This is a genomic window from Carboxydocella sporoproducens DSM 16521, from assembly GCF_900167165.1.
In the GTDB taxonomy this organism is placed as follows: Bacteria; Bacillota.
In genome coordinates, this window is sequence record NZ_FUXM01000003.1 from 107,474 (window position 1) to 124,321 (window position 16,848).

Below are 16,848 nucleotides of genomic sequence, written 5' to 3' on the forward strand. Positions count from 1 at the left end.
TTTGAGTGATCCTTTTATTGAATATTCCGAGTCAATGGTAGCAACTGTTGCAAAATTATTTGCATTAGAAGGGTCAGCTAAAGAAGTAGCCATACTTGCACATGCGGTTTTAGAAGTTGTACAGACAAATTTTGACAATTGGAATGGCGGAACTTATTTTTATACTCTCTATCTGTATTTACCGTTAAACTTATACGTTCAAATAGTAGAAGAAAAAGAGAAAATCCAGAAAAGAATATATGAAAAGTTATTTTCAGTTGGAGTTCCATATAATAATCATTGTTTTGAAGAAGTTTTGATATACCCTCAGGCATCCAATGATCCAAATTGGCGTGATAAAGCAAAAGCTTGGCTGTCAGGAAAAAATATTACAAACCAAGGCAGAGTAAGATCAGATAATATCGCATCGAGAAACTGTGATGGTTTATTATTTAGATCTCAGCCAGAAATTAACTTTATTTTGTTATAATAAAGGATGGCATAATGTTAGTTGTTGAAATAGATGGAGATACAGTTCATCAAGAAACACCAGCTGAGGCACATGCAAGGACAACAATGTTATTGCACGAGGGTGTTTACTTTGAGAGGTTAAAAGCTAGCGAATGTGAAACGGAAGAAAAAGCTTTACAGAGCGCTAAGAAAATTATGAGTGTCTTGACGAAAATTAAATCTACCCGATAATGCTTCTTAATACTTCCAAACCGTACTAAAAATGGAGGCTCGGACATGACTAAATTGCAAGCCAGTTTGCTGGCACTTTTAGGCGGAGCCAGCTATGGCCTCTTGCCCGGTTTTGCCAAGCAGGCCTATGCCAGCGGTGTTGGCACTGGCCCCCTGACTATGACCCAGAATTTGATTGGAGCGATCCTGCTCTGGTTGATCGCTTTGATTGCAGCTAGAGGGCAAAGCAAACCTGACCGCAGGCAAATCCTACAATTGTTGCTAACCGGGGCCCTGCCGGGTCTAACCGGTGCTTTTTATTACTGGGCCCTGGCTATGTTGCCAGCCTCGCTGGGTATCATCCTGCTTTTTCAGTTTACCTGGATAGGGGTTGGATTGGAGTGGTTGTTAACTCGAGAAAAACCGGGCCCCAGTCGCTGGTTGGCCCTGTTTTTATTAGTACCTGGTACTGTGCTGGCGGCCGGGCTTGAGGGCGGGAGCAGCCCGCAATTCCACTGGCTGGGAGTAATGCTGGGTTTTTTATCAGCTCTAACTTATACTGGTTATCTGTCTGCCGCCGGACGGGTAGCAACCTCGGTTTCCCCCTGGGCCCGCAGCGCCTGGATTAGTACAGGTGCAACCATAACTACATCGATTTTTTTTAGTTTGTTTCTGACAGGGGATGGAGGGGGAAAAGTGGGGGACCTGCTGCTGTATGGCGGGTTAATGGGCCTGTTTGGGGCTTTGCTGCCTACTGTTTGCTTTGCCTATGGAGTGCCGGTGATTGGCGGGGGACTGGCGGGAATACTGGGGGCAGTGGAGTTGCCGGTGGTGCTGCTGGTATCCCGGTTTTTTCTCGGGGAACCGGTTGGGCTCCGGCAATGGCTGGGTACTATATTGATGCTTGCCGGAATCTATATCGGGGAAAAAGGTGAACATTTTTTTAAAAAAACCCTTGAATATTAGGAAAAAATATGGTAATTTTTTAGTAAAGCTTTAACTGAATAGTCACTCGTATAATTTTGAGGATATGGCTCAAAAGTCTCTACCGGGCAACCGTAAATTGCCCGACTACGAGTGGAACGCATTACCAGAGGGGAAAGTCTATCTTTTTCCTGCTGGTAGTGAGCGCTAGGCGGCGGGAAACCACCCGGTGCGCTGGGTTTCACTCACCTTTTTGGGAACCTCGGGCACCGGGTGATTTGTTTTTTGACGGTGGGGAGATGAGCCATTTCCGGGATAATACTGAGGGAAAGGGGAAAAGAGGAATGTGGCGCAAAATGATCGCGCTCCTGATGCTGGCCAGTATGCTGTTATTTAACCTCACGGGCTGTGGTAGCAGCAGTAAACAGGAGCAAAAAGCCGGGGAAAATAAACCGGCAGGGGACAAGCTGAAAGTGGCCTTTATCTATGTTGGACCGGTAGGGGATGCCGGCTGGACTTATGCCCATGACCAGGGACGCAAGTATTTGGAACAGCAATTGCCTAATGTCGAAACTACCTATATTGAATCGGTGCCGGAAGGGGCCGATGCTGAACGGGTCATCACTGAGCTGGCTGAGAAAGGCAATAAAATCATTTTTGCTACCAGCTTTGGCTACATGGATGCCATGCTGAAGGTGGCACAAAAATATCCTGATGTGGTATTCCTGCATTGTTCCGGTTACAAGACCGCACCCAATATGGGTACCTATTTTGGCCGGATGTATCAGGCCCGCTACCTGACCGGCATGGTGGCCGGTAAAATGACCAGGAGCAATACTATCGGTTATGTGGCAGCCTTCCCCATTCCGGAGGTAATTCGCGGCATCAATGCTTTTACCCTGGGGGTAAGAAGTGTTAACCCCAATGCTAAGGTGAAAGTGGTCTGGACCAATACCTGGTATGATCCTGCCAAGGAAAAGGATGCGGCCAAGAGCTTGCTGGATGCCGGTGCGGATGTGATTGCCCAGCATCAGGATACCCCTGGACCCCAGCAAGCGGCTCAAGAAAAAGGGGTATACAGTGTCGGCTATAACAGCGATATGTCTGCCTATGCACCCAAGGCGGTGCTGACCAGTGCCGTCTGGAACTGGGGCCCCTATTATGTCAATACTGTTAAGGCTGTAATGGAAGGCAAATGGAAGAGTGAACAATACTGGGGCCCCATGAGTGATGGGATTGTCAATCTGGCTCCTTACGGTCCTATGGTTCCTGCCGAGGTAAAGGATCTGGTGGAGAAGAAAAAGCAGGAAATTCTTTCTGGTAGCTGGGATGTTTTCACTGGCCCCATCAAGGATCAGAATGGCCAGGTACGAGTACCGGCTGGCAGCAAGATGACTGATGAGCAAATGCTTTCTTTTGACTGGTTTGTAGAAGGGGTAGAAGGTACCATTCCCAAACAATAAGCAAGTTGAGGGGTGAAGGCCTGCGGGTCTTTACCCCTCCTGTCGCCTGGGAGGGGCTTTTTTTATGGAAACTCTGGTGGAGATGAAAGGAATCTGCAAGGCTTTTCCAGGGGTAAAGGCCAATGACCATGTGAACTTCACTTTGAAAGCAGGGGAAATCCACGCCCTGCTGGGAGAAAACGGAGCGGGAAAGAGTACCCTGATGAGCATTCTCACCGGCCTGTACCGGGCCGACCAGGGGGAGATCTGGATTCGCGGCCAGAAGGTCAACTTCCGCTCTCCCCGGGATGCCATCCGGGCGGGTATAGGTATGGTCCATCAGCATTTCAAGCTGGTGGCTCCTTTTACAGTAACGGAAAATGTAGCCCTTGGTTTGCCTGGCCGGGGTTTTGGCCTGAATCTGAAGGAAATTGAGGCGAAGTTGAGCCAGTTTGCAGCTGAATACGGCCTGCTCATTCACCCACAGGCCAAAGTCTGGCAATTGTCCATAGGGGAACAACAGCGGGTGGAAATTGTCAAGCTGTTGTTCCGGGGGGCGGATATTCTGATTCTGGACGAGCCGACAGCGGTGCTGACACCCCAGGAGGCCCAGGAGCTTTATCGCATTTTGCGGCGGATGGCTGCGGCCGGGAAAGGGATTATTGTCATTACCCACAAGATGCAAGAGGTGCTGGAACACGCTGATACCATTACGGTAATGCGGGGAGGCAGGTCTATTGCTACACTGCCGGGAGCAGAGGCCACAGAGCAAGGCCTGGCCCGATTGATGGTGGGCAAGGAACCGGACATACCGGAAATGCCCGCAGGAGCGGTACCGGGTCCGGTATTGCTGGAACTAAAGGCGGTCACTGCCCTGGGTGACCGGGGGCAACCGGCCTTGAAGCAAGTGAGTTTAACGGTACGGGCCGGGGAGATCCTGGGGATCGCCGGTGTGGCCGGCAATGGCCAGCGGGAACTGGCAGAGGTAATTGCTGGATTAAGGCCACTCAAATCCGGTCAACTCTATCTGGCCGGGCAGGAGATGGGGACAAGTGGGCCCCGGGAGCGCATTGCCGCCGGGGTGGCCTATATTCCCGAAGACCGGCTGGGCACCGGTCTGGTACCCAATCTGGATGTGCGGGAAAACATATTGCTCAAACATTACCGTGACCAGGAATTTACCCGTGGACCCCTGATCAACTGGCAGCGCCTGTCAGAATATGCCCGTCGACTGGTTCAGGAATTTGAAGTAAAAATCTCCGACCTGACTACTCCGGTCAAAACTATGTCCGGAGGAAATTTGCAGAAACTGCTGCTGGCCCGGGAGATTTCCTCCCAGCCCCGGCTGATTGTGGCTGTTTATCCTGTCCGCGGGCTGGATATTGCTGCCACCATGGCAGTGCGGACTTTGCTTTTACAGGCCCGGCGCCAGGGGTGTGGGGTGGTTCTGATCAGTGAGGAACTGGAAGAATTGTTCCAGCTGGCTGACCGCCTGGCGGTATTGCATGAAGGGGAAATCACCGGTCTGGTACCGGTGCGGGAGGCCCGGATTGAAGAAATCGGCTTAATGATGGCAGGAAAGATGGTGAAGAGCGGGTGCGCCTGATTACTCTGGAGAAACGACTGACACCAATGCCTGGAGCCTTTTTTTTAGTACCAGCGGTGGCGATTCTGCTCGCTCTACTGGCAGGGGCCTGCTTTATCGCTCTGGCGGGGAAATCTCCCCTGGAGGTTTACCAGGCCATGCTGGGCGGGGCTTTTGGTTCAGCCTTCGGTCTGGCGGAGACTACAGTCAAGGCCATCCCGCTGGCTCTGTGCGCCCTGGGGGTTTCCCTGGCCTTTCGGATGCAATTGTGGAATATCGGTGCGGAAGGGCAGTTTTACATGGGAGCCATGGCGGCTACCTGGGTGGCGCTCAATTTTCCTGATGGTTCCCGCTGGCAACTGCTGCCGGCCATGCTGGTTTTAGCCTGGCTGGCCGGAGGCCTCTGGGCCCTCTTGCCCGCTATTCCGAAAGCTCTCTGGCAGGTGAATGAAACCATCACCACTCTGATGCTCAATTATGTGGCCATCCTCTGGGTGGATTATCTGGTCTTTGGGCCCTGGAAAGACCCTAAAGGCTTTAACTTCCCCCTGACTGCCACCTTTGGCCCGGGGGCGACTCTGCCCACTTTGGGGAATACCAGGATTCATGCCGGTTTTCTGCTGGCTTTGCTGGCCGCAGTGTTAATCTACCTGATTTTCCGCTATACTACCTGGGGTTTCCAGTTGAAGGTAGTAGGGGAAAGCCGGGCAGCAGCCCGTTATGCCGGAATGAGTATAACAAAAACTATTCTGTTGACAATGTTTTTCAGCGGGGCCCTGGCCGGTATTGCCGGCATGGCGGAAGTGGCTGGCATAACCCAGCGCTTGCAACAGGGCCTATCGCCGGGCTATGGCTATTCGGCCATAATTATCGCCTGGCTGGCCCGCTTGCATCCCTTTGCCATTCTGCTGGTGGCCTTTCTGTTCGGGGGTTTGCTCTCAGGGGGCTATGCCCTGCAAACCCTGGGCCTACCTGCTGCCAGTGTCTATATGCTGCAGGGCTTGATTCTTTTCTTTGTGCTGGGCGGGGAAATTTTTATTAACTACCGCCTGCGGATAGGAGGCAAAAAAGCATGACCGACCAGAGTGTAGTGATCGCTATCCTGGCCACAGCTATTACCGCCGGCACCCCTATTCTCCTGGCTGCCCTGGGGGAGATTCTGGCGGAACGGGCCGGGGTCCTGAATCTGGGGGTAGAAGGGATGATGTTGCTGGGGGCTGTGAGCGGTTTTACTGTAGCCCTGCATACCGACAACCTCTGGCTGGGCTTTGGCGCAGCCCTGCTGGCCGGAGGAGCAGGGGCCCTGGTCCATGCTTTCCTCACGGTTACTCTGAAGGCGAACCAGGTAGTCAGCGGCCTGGCCCTTACCATCTTCGGCACTGGTCTAAGCAGCTATCTGGGCAAAACTCTGGTGGGGATTCCTCTCAGGCAGACTTTTCAACCCGTGCCTGTGCCTGGCCTGAGTCAGCTGCCCTGGCTGGGACCAATCTTCTTCAACCACGATCCCCTGATTTATCTCAGTTTTGGCCTGGTACCCTTAATGGCCTGGCTCCTGTACCGGACTCGCTGGGGACTACAGCTGCGGGCAGTAGGGGAAAATCCCGCTGCGGCTGATGCGGCCGGGATCAGTGTTTCCCTTACCCGCTATCTGGCGGTTATCGGGGGCGGAATGCTGGCGGGAGCAGGCGGGGCCTATATTTCCCTGGCCTATGCTCCCAGCTGGCTGGAAAACATGACCGCCGGCCGGGGCTGGATTGCAGTGGCGCTGGTGATCTTCGCTATGTGGGACCCCTTCAAGGCTATGCTGGGAGCTTATCTTTTCGGCGGTGTGGATGCGCTGGGATTCCGGCTGCAGACCCTGAATATTGCAGTGTCGCCCTTTTTTCTCAAGATGTTGCCCTATTTATTAACTATCCTGGTGTTGATTCTGGTCACCCGGGAGACGAAAACCAGGCGGGTGGCTACACCGGGGGCCCTGGGATTGCCCTATCACCGGGAAGAACGCTGATGGAAGGATGACGTGGACGTGGAGCTATTGAAACAGAGGATTCGGGAGGATGGTTTACTGATCGGCAACAATATCCTGAAGGTGGATTCCTTTCTCAATCATCAGCTGGATCCGCAGTTGCTGCTGGAGCTGGGGCGGGAGTTTGCCCGGCGCTTTCGCCCGGATGGGGTGACCAAGATCCTGACGGTGGAGGCTTCCGGCATTGCCGTGGCCGTGATGGTCGGCCTGGAGCTAGGGGTGCCGGTGCTGTTTGCCAAGAAGAAGCAGCCCAGTACCCTGGTGGAGGAGGTTTATGCGGCGGAGGCCTTTTCCTTCACCAAACAGGAGCAGGTGTCGGTCTGCGTTTCCCGGCGCTATCTGACCGCTGAGGACAGGGTGCTGATTATCGATGATTTTCTGGCTCAAGGGGCGGCAGCGAAAGCGCTGGTGTCCCTGGTGGAGCAGGCCGGGGCATCCCTGGTGGGAGTGGGAGTTGTGGTGGAGAAGGCCTTCCAGCCCGGGGGCAAGGAGCTGCGCGAGGCTGGCATCCGGGTGGAGGCGCTGGCCAGGATTGGGGCGTTTACGGAAAAGGGTGTGGAGTTTGTTTAAGAGGCAACCTGGCTGGGTTGTCTTTTTTGTCTTTATGTTACGATAGTTACAAGCGCTAAGCTGCGGAAAGTATTAGAACAGGCAGCTGACCATAAAACTTGCTAAAAATACTGACCCCGGGTACAATAAGGGTACCCGGAATTTTTTATGGTGAAAGACAATGGCATACATCAGAATGAAAAAAGGCAAGGCTGAATATGAATATCCTGTCATCCCTGCTCCTGTACCCCATATCCTGGTAGACAGCAAAAAAGACTTACATGGATGGTGGCCGGGGAAAAGGGAATGTACAGCCGAGCGAATGTTGATTAATCCCTATAATGGCTGTACTCATGATTGTCCTTATTGTTATGCCCATAGTTTCTGGGGCTACTTCCACCTTTATGCTACACAACGGGTGGTCACGGTTTGCCAGGATTTCGACCGGATAGTGGCCAGGCAGCTGGACTCCTTGCAGGTGGCTGCCTGTGGTTACCTTTCCCCGGTAACTGATCCTTTTCAGCCCCTGAATCGGGTGTATAAACTATCGGAGAAAATCATCCGGGTTTTTGTAGAGCGCAATCTACCGATTGAATTCATTACCAAAAACCAGGTTACCGATGAATCCCTGGCCTGGATGAGTAAGCAACAGCATTGTTTTGGCCAGGTTTCTCTCCTCACCCCGGATGAGGATTTACGGCGCAAACTGGTACCCGGTGGAGCACCGGTGCCAGTTTTACTGGACAATCTGCGACGAATTCGGGAAGCAGGGCTATTTGCGGTAGTACGGCTGGACCCAATTTTACCGGGCCTTACTGATGACCAGGAAATGATAGAGGAGCTCTGTCAGGTAGCCAGAGCTGCTGGTGCCAGTCACCTGGTAGCTTCCTGCCTGGACATTCCTTTGGCCTTGAAAAACCGGATTTGGCAATGGATAGAGCTGTCCTGGCCCGATTTGGCCCAATACTGGGCTCGCCTCTATAATGAGCGAATTGGTGCCAGCTGGCACGCTGATCTGGGCTATCGTCGGGAACTTTTCAACAGGGTAAAAAAAGCGGCCTTGAAGCATGGCCTCAGTTTCGCTCTCTGTATGGAATATCGGCCTGATGGCCAGGGGTTAAATCGGGAGTTTGCCACTACCCGTAATTGCGAAGGCATCGATATTCCAATCTATATCCGCCGTGGGCAGCACTTTGAACCGGTAGCCTGTGATGGAGCGTGCTTAACCTGCCAGCAACCTGTTTGCGGGCTGCCGGAACTGGCCGGAGGGGGAGCCTGGAAATTGAAGGATTACCGGCGCTGGAGCCGAATCATAAGTCAGGAGGATGAAATATGACGGCATTTATTGCAGCTACTATCTTTGTTGTGCTGGCAGAAATGGGAGATAAAACCCAGTTGCTGGGAATGGCTTTTGCCACTAAATATAAAGCCAGTATCGTTCTGGCGGGAGTGCTGGTAGCCACTTTGCTCAATCATTTACTGGCGGTAGCAGCCGGTGAATATCTGACCCGTTTTATTCCCATGCACTATATCCAGCTGGCCGCAGCTATTTCTTTCGTCATCTTTGGCCTCTGGACCATTCGTGGTGATACGCTGGAAGGAGAGGCGGAAAAGGAATATTTCAGTCCTTTCTGGACGGTGACCTTTGCTTTTTTTATTGCCGAAATGGGAGATAAAACCCAGCTGGCCACAGTGGCCCTGGCTGCGAAATACCAGAACTTGTTAGGAGTTTGGTTGGGCACCACTACCGGCATGATGATTTCCAATATTATCGGTATCCTGGTTGGTGTAGTACTGGGTAAGCAATTACCGGAGCGCTTGATAAAACTGGTCTCAGCTGGAATATTTATTCTCTTCGGTTATCTTGGTATCTGGCAAACTATTGCTGTGCCGGGAATGCGCCTGGCGGCACTAGCCCTGACCACTATACTGGTTGTGGGTTATGTATGGTATTTGTATCGGCCTGTTCGTGTATAAAAGCTCAGGGGGGTGAAATTCACCCCCTGCAATTTTTCTCAGCATAAACATACTGTTTTTAAGGCGTCTGATTCCGGTGATGAAGGCTTTTCAGAAGATGGAAAACTGATTGATGGAAAAACTTGTTAAGGAATAGCCCCGATAATTGGCGGTTTACTCCTTTTTTGTTATAATGGATTCAACTTTATGAGGGAGAGTAGACAATGCAGATAGAAATCAAGAAAATTATACGCTCTAATCGGAAAACTATCGCTATTGAAATAGCGACAGATAGCAGCCTTATCATTAGGGCACCTAAAAGGCTGCCATTAAAGATTATTAAAGATCTGGTACAGAACAAAGAAAAATGGATAAAAGAAAAACTGCAGGAAATAGAACTGAAGCAAAAACATTATCAACCATTGCAATTTAAAACAGGGGATGAGCTCTGGTATCTGGGGGAAAAATACATTTTCTTGATCACAGATAGCTGTGAGAATATCTTTTTGCACGGTTATAAGCTCTTTTTTCCGCAAGACCAGCAGGAACGAGCCGCTGAGTTGCTAAAACAGTGGTATAAAGAACAGTCCAAAAAGCTTCTGCCAGCAAGGGCTGAGTATTATTCACAGCTGACAGGAATAAAATTTAATTCTATTAAAATAACCGGGGCCAGGAAACGCTGGGGTTCCTGCAGTTCCAGAGGTAACCTGAATTTTACCTGGCGCCTCATTATGGCACCTTTACGGGTAATTGACTATGTGGTGGTGCATGAGCTGGTACATATAGAATTTATGAATCATTCCCGTCAGTTCTGGGCGCGCGTGGGGGAAATAATGCCTGATTATAAGGAACAAAAGCAATGGTTACGGGAAAACCAGCTGCTACTGGAGTTAATGTAAAAGGAAGGGCGAAAGCCCCTCCTTTTTTTACCGCAAAATGATGGTTCCCGCTTCTGCTTCTATTACCTCGCCAATACGAGCGATTGTGGCTACTCCGGCGGCAGCCAGTTCCTGCTCCAGCTGTTCAGCTTTTTCCGGGGCTACAGCGATGAGCAGTCCGCCCGAAGTCTGAGCATCGGCCAGCACCAGCAGGGTATCTTCGCTGAAATCTCCATCCAGCTGTAAATTATCCTGCAAGTAGGCCAGATTTTTACGGGTGCCACCCGGTACTACTCCCTGGCTGGCAAAAGCCCAGGCAGCTTCCAAAACTGGAACCTGGCTGACTTCGATTTCGGCTCCTGTGCCACTGCCTGCCATCATTTCAAAGAGGTGGCCGAGGAAACCGAAGCCGGTGATGTCAGTACAGGCGTGGACTCCTACTTTCACCATTGCGTCTGCGGCAGCCTTATTCAAAGTCCCCATCACTTCTACGGCTTCAGCGAGGATGGGGGGAGGAACCAGATCCCGCTTGTGGGCAGTGGTGATAATACCAAGGCCGAGGGGTTTGGTGAGATAGAGAACATCTCCTGGTCGGGCGCCGGCATTGGTAACAGTCCGGTCGGGATGAATTATCCCGGTGACAACCAGACCGTATTTGGGCTCCTGGTCCGAAACAGTGTGGCCGCCTACAATGCTAATACCTGCTTCAGCGGCTTTATCTGCACCGCCGCGCAGGATATCGCCCAGGACTTCCATAGGCAACCTTTTTTCCGGGAAGCCTACCACATTCAGGGCAAAGAGAGGCTGACCGCCCATGGCATAGATGTCACTGAGGGAATTGGCTGCGGCAATCAGACCGAAAGTATAGGGGTCGTCCACTACGGGTGTGAAAAAGTCGACAGTCTGGACTATCGCCAGCTCATCATTGATACGATAAACAGCGGCATCATCGGCGGTATTGGTGCCAACCAGGACATTGGGGTCATTTATTTGCGGTAAATGGCGCAGTACCTGCGCCAGGTCCTGAGGACTGAGCTTGGCCGCTCAGCCGGCGCAGGCAGCCAGTTTGGTCAGCTTAACTGTTTCTGCGGACATTACGATCACTCCTTTCCGGAATTCTTAAGTTATATTGTAATCTTTTAGCTGATATTAGTCAAAGTTATATTGAATCACTGATTTTAAAGGATTTTTAATAATAATGTAGAAAATCTTTTTCTGGAAACAATAAGGGCAGTCAGCGCTATTTAAAAAATGGAATTTCTTAGATTGAGGTGTATAAAATGGGAAAAAAGGCTATTTATATTTTGATGTTGCTAACAGGAATTATTGTTATTTTGGGCTGTCAAATTGCTTCAAAAACTGAGCCGACCAAATGGTCTGTCGGTATCCTGGCTGCCAGCAATGCTAAAGCGGAAAAAATCGTTGGCTTTAAGCAAGGTTTAGCTGACCTGGGAATTACCGAGGGAAAAGACGTTACCTATATAATTTTAAATGCTCAGGGTGAGCGGGAACAGCTCTTGCCTTTGGCCCGGAAGTTAGTACATGAGAAGCCGGATGTGCTGGTAGCAACCGGGGGTGTGGAAGCTGATGCCCTGAAAATAGCAGCTGAGAATCAGAACATTCCCATTGTTTTTATTGGAGCTGCTTCTACGGTACAACGAGGTATAGTAAAAAGCTTTATTGACCCGGGAGCACAAATTACCGGTGTGGATAATTATCATGCTGAGCTGGCCGGGAAAAGATTGGAATTATTAAAGAAACTGTTACCTTATGTGCAGAAAGTTATTGTTATCTACGATCCTAACGTTCCTCCCGGTTATACCAGTTTGAAAATAGTTCAAAATACGGCTAAAGATTTAGGGATAGTAATAAAAACCATAGCGGTAAGTTCCAGAACAGACTTTAAAACAAAACTAAATCGGCAATCGGTGCAGAACTATGATGCTATTCTTCCTTTGTCAAGTTTTTTGATTGAAACTTTAACCCAGGACTTGCTTGCCTTTTCCTGGCAAAACAAGATTCCGGTTATGGGCATCATTGAACAGGAAGCGGACCGGGGTTATTTCGCCGCTTACGGCGTTTCTATGTATAATCAGGGATACCAGGGAGCCAGAATAGTAGCCAAAGTTTTACAGGGACAGCAGCCGAAACAGATACCTGTGGAAACACCGGATAATCTGGAATTGGTGGTAAATCTGCGCACAGTGGAGAGACTGGGACTTAAACTAAATGAAACTGGATTAAATTTTGCCAGAATAATTATAAAATAAGAAACTGAGGCGATCAGGAATGAAAATCTGGAATCGCATAAAAGTAAAGGTTTTAGCCTTTGGCATTACAATGTCTATTCTACCGCTGGCATCATTGGGTTATCTCAATGTTCGGACTGCCGAACAGGATTTGTTGATGTCCATCCAGCAACGGAATACTGACCTCGTAAAAGGAATAGCCACAGATCTAGGTCAGTTAATTACTGGAATCGAAGATAAGATATCTACAGCTGGTAATATTTACGGGGAAACCCTTTTGCAACAGGACCGGGAAAGCCAGGAAAAATTCCTGTATATTTTTTTACGGGATATACCGGCTGTCGAGGATCTAAGTCTGTTGAATTCCCGGGGAATTGAGGTCATGCGGGTTTCCAAGCGGGAAGTAATTACTCCTCAAAAGTTGTCACAAGTGGACCCGAAACTGTTGACCCAAAAAGGCATGGTTAAACATTATCTTACTGCTGACCAGCGAACTATGGTAAGCTTGATTATCCCCATTAAAAATAGGTTAACCAGGGAAATTAAAGGTGGTTTTTATGTTCAGGTTAATTTAAGGTCAATTATGAACAGAATTATTACCAGATATGGTAACCAGAAAGGTGCTATTTTTGTAGTTAACCGAGATGGAAAATTGATTGCCCATGAAGATTTCAGTCAAGTTTTAAGACAAACTCCGGTAAGCTCCAGCCTTGCTGTTCGCCAGTTTATGGAGGGGAAAGAGAATGCAGGCAGGATACCGTTAAGATATGTCTCATTTACCGGGGAGGAAGTATTAGGGGTTTATGCTCCCATTAAACAGTTAGGCTGGGCGGCAGTGGTGGAAATACCGGTCCGTGAGGCTTATCGCCCTGTTGCTGCCTTGAGTATCAAGTTTCTGATCGGGACAATTCTGGTGGTAGTGCTGGTTGTTATCATCAGTATTCTTTTTGCTTTGCGTTTTACTAAACCCATTGAGACCCTGGAACAAGGAGCTAAACGGGTGGCTGCAGGCGAATTGAACCTGGTCTTGCCCAAAACTACAGATGATGAAATCGGTCAGTTGGTAGATGCTTTTAACTTTATGACTCAACAGATCAAGAGCAAATCTGCTGAACTTATTCAGACGGAAAAAATGGCGGCTTTGGGTTTATTGGCTGCGGGGGTAGCCCATGAAATCAATAATCCCTTAGCTACGGTTTCCGCTTATGCTGAGGACCTGTTAGAGCGGATCGATCAAGAAGATATTGAGGAACTTTACCGTTCTGGTGAATTGGCAAAATACTTACAGGTAATATGTAAACAGACCGAAAGGGGCAAAAAAATTACAGGAAGCTTATTGAATTTTGCCAGACAACCTGCCGGTCATATGATGGATATAAATCTTAACGAATTGCTGGAAGATACTTTGGCCCTGGTTAATCACCGGATTAAGCAACTTGGTATCCAAATAGATAAAAAATTGGCTGTAAATTTGCCTGTAGTTAAAGGGGACCTTTCCCAGCTGCAACAGGTTTTACTCAATCTTATCTGCAATGCTCTGGATGCTATGGAAACAACGGGAGGACGGCTTAAACTGATTACGGAAAAAGGACAAAAAAGCATAGTAGTTAAAATTATTGACACCGGAACCGGTATTGCCAGGGAGGAGCTGAAGAAAGTTTTTGATCCTTTTTATACAACAAAACCACTGGGTAAAGGTACTGGCCTGGGACTGTCCATTTGTTACGGTATTGTCAAAGAAATGAAGGGAGACATTCAAATTAGCAGTGAATTGGGCAGAGGAACAACGGTTACTGTGATATTACCAATTGATAATATGACTGGCTGGAAAGAAGGTGATGAACATGAGGGAACAGATTAAAGTTTTAATAGTTGATGATGAAGAAAATTTCCGGGATTTGTTGATTCAACGTTTGAGCAGAAAAGGTTATTGGGTCAAGGGGGCAGCGACGGGCGAAGAGGCTCTGCATTTTTTAAAAGAGGAAACCTTTCAGGTAGCAATTTTTGATATCAAACTGCCGGGGATGGATGGAATAGAACTGCTGCAACAGGCCAGACAAATAGAAGAGAATCTCCAGGTGATTATCCTTACGGGGCACGGGACCATAGAGTCTGCTATTGAGGCGATGAAGATGGGTGCTTATGATTATTTAACCAAGCCCTGCAACCTGGCGGAACTGGAAATCACTCTCCAAAAAGCTTATGAGAAAAAACAGTTACTGGAAGAAAATTTGGGGATGAAAGAAGTCTTGCGGAGGGACAGGAGTTCCAAAGTAATTGTAGGTAAAAGCCAGGCCATTACCAGAGTGCTGGAGTTGGCTAAAAAGGTGGCTGCTTCCGATTCACCGGTACTGATTGAGGGAGAAAGCGGTACCGGCAAGGAACTGATTGTTAATGCTATCCACCACTGGAGCAGCAGAGCCCAACAACCATTAGTAGCTGTCAATTCCGGAGCTCTGCCGGCCCAACTGTTGGAAAGCGAGCTCTTCGGTCATGAAAAAGGGGCTTTTACAGGAGCATTAACTACAAAAAAAGGTTTAATTGAAAGTGCTCACCGCGGAACCCTTTTTTTAGATGAAATTGGGGAAATGGAATTAGGATTACAGGTAAAACTGTTGCGGTTTTTGGAAACTGGTGAGTTCCGGAGAGTTGGTGACGTGCGTTTGCGTAAAGTGGATGTTCGGGTGATAGCGGCTACCAACCGGAATTTGGAAGAAGAAGTGGTTAAAGGTAATTTCCGGGAAGACTTATATTACCGGCTGAATGTCATTAAGATTCGGGTTCCGCCTCTGCGGGAGCGAAAAGAAGATATTCCCTTGCTGGCAGAGTATTTTTTGCAAAAAGCTGGTAATGGAGCACCTAAACAACTTGCTTCCGATGCCCTGGAGGCACTCATGAGTTATGACTATCCGGGGAATGTCCGGGAGCTGTTTAATATTCTGGAACGCGGCATACTGCTCAGCACCGGTGCTAAAATTCAGAAGGAGGACCTTTTTGGCTGTTTTGCCAGGGAAGATGAACCGAAGCTATGTACCCTTGAGGAAATGGAAAAGAGATATATTAAACAGGTTTTAGAGGCAGTTCAATGGAATAAAACCAAAGCGGCAGAACTACTGGGAATCAGTGTCCGTAATCTTTATCGCAAAATTGAAGAATATCAATTAAAGAAATAATTTCATCCATGACATTTTGTCACACCGGAATGACAAAATGTCATGGATTTTTTTATGAAAGGCCTATTTTCAGGCCTTTTTAGGCTGGTATGGTTTTTGCTCTTATGTTAGCGGCGCGTAAATGAAGGCAGACAAAACTGGAGCACTCGGGGGAGGTGAAAAAAATGGAGCTGCAGCTTGAACCCGATAAATGCCTCAGGGTACGGACTGCTGCTAATATTTGTGATAACTGTGTTAAAGTCTGTCCGTCACAGGCGATAGAGATTAGTAATGGGTTCAGAATTGATAAGGAAAAATGTGATACTTGTGGCCTTTGTGCCGGAACCTGTCCGACAGAAGCCCTTATGCTGGACCAGCATTCTTATCATCAATTGATTGGTCGGGCCAGGGAAAAGCGGAAGATTGCCTTTACCTGTGAACAGAATCCATTGCTAGGGGTTATTAATCTTCCCTGTTTAGGTTATTTGTCTGAAACTTTACTGATAGGCCTGGTTTTAAACTGTAACCGGATCCGATTGGTTTTTGCTGCCGAAAAATGTGCTTCTTGTAACAGGCAAGCAGGGGCATTGATTGAAGAGAGACTGATTCGGGTGCAAGCGATGGCTTCCAGGCTGGGAAAAGAGGGAGTCTTGCTTGTTGATAATGGAGAGGAAGAAGAAGTTTTGACGAAACGGGAATTCTTCTCTTTTCTCAAAGACCGGATAGTAACTTTAACCTATTCTGGCTGGGAAGATAAAAGAGCCCGCAAAGGCAAAAAGTTGCTGCCTGCTGCCAGGGAGTTTCTCCTGAACAGCACAGGTCAAAGTTTAAAGCCTGGATCACAGCTTATGCTATCAGGCGGTAATTGGCCTTTTGCCCAGATAGAAGTGGATGAGCGCTGTACAGGCTGTCAGGTTTGTACACAAATTTGTCCTACTGGTGCCTTGCAGATAAATGATGATGATGAAGAAAAGGAGTTGCGGCATACTCCAGCCTTATGTCTAAATTGCGGGGCTTGTGCAGACTATTGCCCGCAGCAGGCGGTAAGCCAGGGGGATAAGGTGGACCTGGGCAAGGTGGTTGCTGCAACCAGTTTTCCGCTCAGGAAAATACATCAAAAAAGGTTTTGGCAGGAATGTGAACCTGAATTTTTACACCGGTCAAAAGCTAAAAAGCTTTTACTTAAATTCTAAAAAGGGGAGGAGTAGAATGAATCTAGTTTGCAAATGCGGTTACACACACATTACGACAAAGACTCTGAACAAAAGGCGTAACAGTATTACAGGCAGAATCAGTTTTATATGCAAGCATTGCGGTAAAATGATCCACGTTCCTACTGTTACGCCCAGGGTTTTCAGAGAGCTCATCAGCAAGACAGGGACCAGGGGTTATAATGGCAACATTTTACTTAGTGAATAGAAAGGAGA

At 48.7% G+C, this 16,848-nt stretch carries 16 protein-coding genes and 1 riboswitch; of the genes, 15 read left to right on the forward strand and 1 reads right to left on the reverse strand.

Features of this window, described 5'->3' with window-relative positions; all coding sequences use genetic code 11:
- Nucleotide 1: 1 nt before the first annotated feature.
- From B5D20_RS13970 to B5D20_RS02275, 11 genes are all read left to right on the forward strand, one after another.
- Nucleotides 2-469, forward strand: coding sequence for a hypothetical protein (locus B5D20_RS13970; protein ID WP_200803455.1), 468 nt, complete (start codon nucleotides 2-4; stop codon nucleotides 467-469).
- A 14-nt stretch (nucleotides 470-483) separates the two neighbouring features.
- A complete protein-coding gene (locus B5D20_RS13975; RefSeq protein ID WP_200803456.1) occupies nucleotides 484-681 on the forward strand; it encodes a hypothetical protein in 198 nt (65 codons plus the stop codon).
- A gap of 45 nt (nucleotides 682-726) precedes the next feature.
- Nucleotides 727-1,626, forward strand: coding sequence for a DMT family transporter (locus B5D20_RS02235; RefSeq protein WP_078664602.1), 900 nt, complete (start codon nucleotides 727-729; stop codon nucleotides 1,624-1,626).
- A 26-nt stretch (nucleotides 1,627-1,652) separates the two neighbouring features.
- Nucleotides 1,653-1,754: riboswitch (purine riboswitch) on the forward strand.
- A gap of 174 nt (nucleotides 1,755-1,928) precedes the next feature.
- Nucleotides 1,929-3,047 (forward strand): BMP family ABC transporter substrate-binding protein, encoded by a 1,119-nt coding sequence (locus B5D20_RS02240; RefSeq protein WP_078664603.1) that lies wholly within the window; start codon nucleotides 1,929-1,931, stop codon nucleotides 3,045-3,047.
- A 64-nt stretch (nucleotides 3,048-3,111) separates the two neighbouring features.
- Nucleotides 3,112-4,632 (forward strand): ABC transporter ATP-binding protein, encoded by a 1,521-nt coding sequence (locus B5D20_RS02245; protein ID WP_078664604.1) that lies wholly within the window; start codon nucleotides 3,112-3,114, stop codon nucleotides 4,630-4,632.
- A complete protein-coding gene (locus tag B5D20_RS02250; RefSeq protein ID WP_375804203.1) occupies nucleotides 4,629-5,687 on the forward strand; it encodes an ABC transporter permease in 1,059 nt (352 codons plus the stop codon). The genes B5D20_RS02245 and B5D20_RS02250 overlap by 4 nt, the downstream gene beginning before the upstream one ends.
- A complete protein-coding gene (locus B5D20_RS02255) occupies nucleotides 5,684-6,619 on the forward strand; it encodes an ABC transporter permease (protein ID WP_078664605.1) in 936 nt (311 codons plus the stop codon). Before B5D20_RS02250 ends, B5D20_RS02255 begins: the two co-directional genes overlap by 4 nt.
- Before the next feature lie 18 nt (nucleotides 6,620-6,637).
- Nucleotides 6,638-7,207: a xanthine phosphoribosyltransferase gene (locus B5D20_RS02260; RefSeq protein ID WP_078664606.1), complete on the forward strand. Its 570-nt coding sequence runs from the start codon at nucleotides 6,638-6,640 to the stop codon at nucleotides 7,205-7,207.
- A gap of 160 nt (nucleotides 7,208-7,367) precedes the next feature.
- Complete coding sequence (locus B5D20_RS02265) at nucleotides 7,368-8,522, forward strand: SPL family radical SAM protein (RefSeq protein WP_078664607.1); 1,155 nt, start codon at nucleotides 7,368-7,370, stop codon at nucleotides 8,520-8,522.
- The gene (locus B5D20_RS02270) at nucleotides 8,519-9,163 is read left to right on the forward strand and encodes a TMEM165/GDT1 family protein (RefSeq protein WP_078664608.1); all 645 of its coding nucleotides are present in this window, start codon (nucleotides 8,519-8,521) and stop codon (nucleotides 9,161-9,163) included. Before B5D20_RS02265 ends, B5D20_RS02270 begins: the two co-directional genes overlap by 4 nt.
- A gap of 203 nt (nucleotides 9,164-9,366) precedes the next feature.
- The gene (locus B5D20_RS02275; protein WP_078664609.1) at nucleotides 9,367-10,041 is read left to right on the forward strand and encodes a M48 family metallopeptidase; all 675 of its coding nucleotides are present in this window, start codon (nucleotides 9,367-9,369) and stop codon (nucleotides 10,039-10,041) included.
- A 27-nt stretch (nucleotides 10,042-10,068) separates the two neighbouring features.
- Here the strand turns inward: B5D20_RS02275 and selD are convergent, their stop codons facing one another.
- Nucleotides 10,069-11,115, reverse strand: a complete 1,047-nt coding sequence (gene selD / locus B5D20_RS02280; protein ID WP_078664610.1) for a selenide, water dikinase SelD — start codon at nucleotides 11,113-11,115, stop codon at nucleotides 10,069-10,071.
- 185 nt (nucleotides 11,116-11,300) lie between these two features.
- Here selD and B5D20_RS02285 point away from each other — a divergent pair, with 185 nt between their 5' ends.
- From B5D20_RS02285 to B5D20_RS02300, 4 genes are all read left to right on the forward strand, one after another.
- Nucleotides 11,301-12,290: an ABC transporter substrate-binding protein gene (locus B5D20_RS02285; RefSeq protein WP_078664611.1), complete on the forward strand. Its 990-nt coding sequence runs from the start codon at nucleotides 11,301-11,303 to the stop codon at nucleotides 12,288-12,290.
- Between the two features lie 19 nt (nucleotides 12,291-12,309).
- Nucleotides 12,310-14,130: an ATP-binding protein gene (locus B5D20_RS02290; protein WP_078664612.1), complete on the forward strand. Its 1,821-nt coding sequence runs from the start codon at nucleotides 12,310-12,312 to the stop codon at nucleotides 14,128-14,130.
- Nucleotides 14,114-15,442 carry a sigma-54-dependent transcriptional regulator gene (locus tag B5D20_RS02295; RefSeq protein WP_078664613.1) on the forward strand — a complete coding sequence of 443 codons (1,329 nt, stop codon included), beginning with the start codon at nucleotides 14,114-14,116 and terminating at the stop codon, nucleotides 15,440-15,442. The genes B5D20_RS02290 and B5D20_RS02295 overlap by 17 nt, the downstream gene beginning before the upstream one ends.
- Before the next feature lie 164 nt (nucleotides 15,443-15,606).
- Entirely contained in the window at nucleotides 15,607-16,614 is a 1,008-nt protein-coding gene (locus tag B5D20_RS02300) for a 4Fe-4S binding protein (RefSeq protein ID WP_078664614.1), read from the forward strand.
- Nucleotides 16,615-16,848 lie beyond the last annotated feature (234 nt).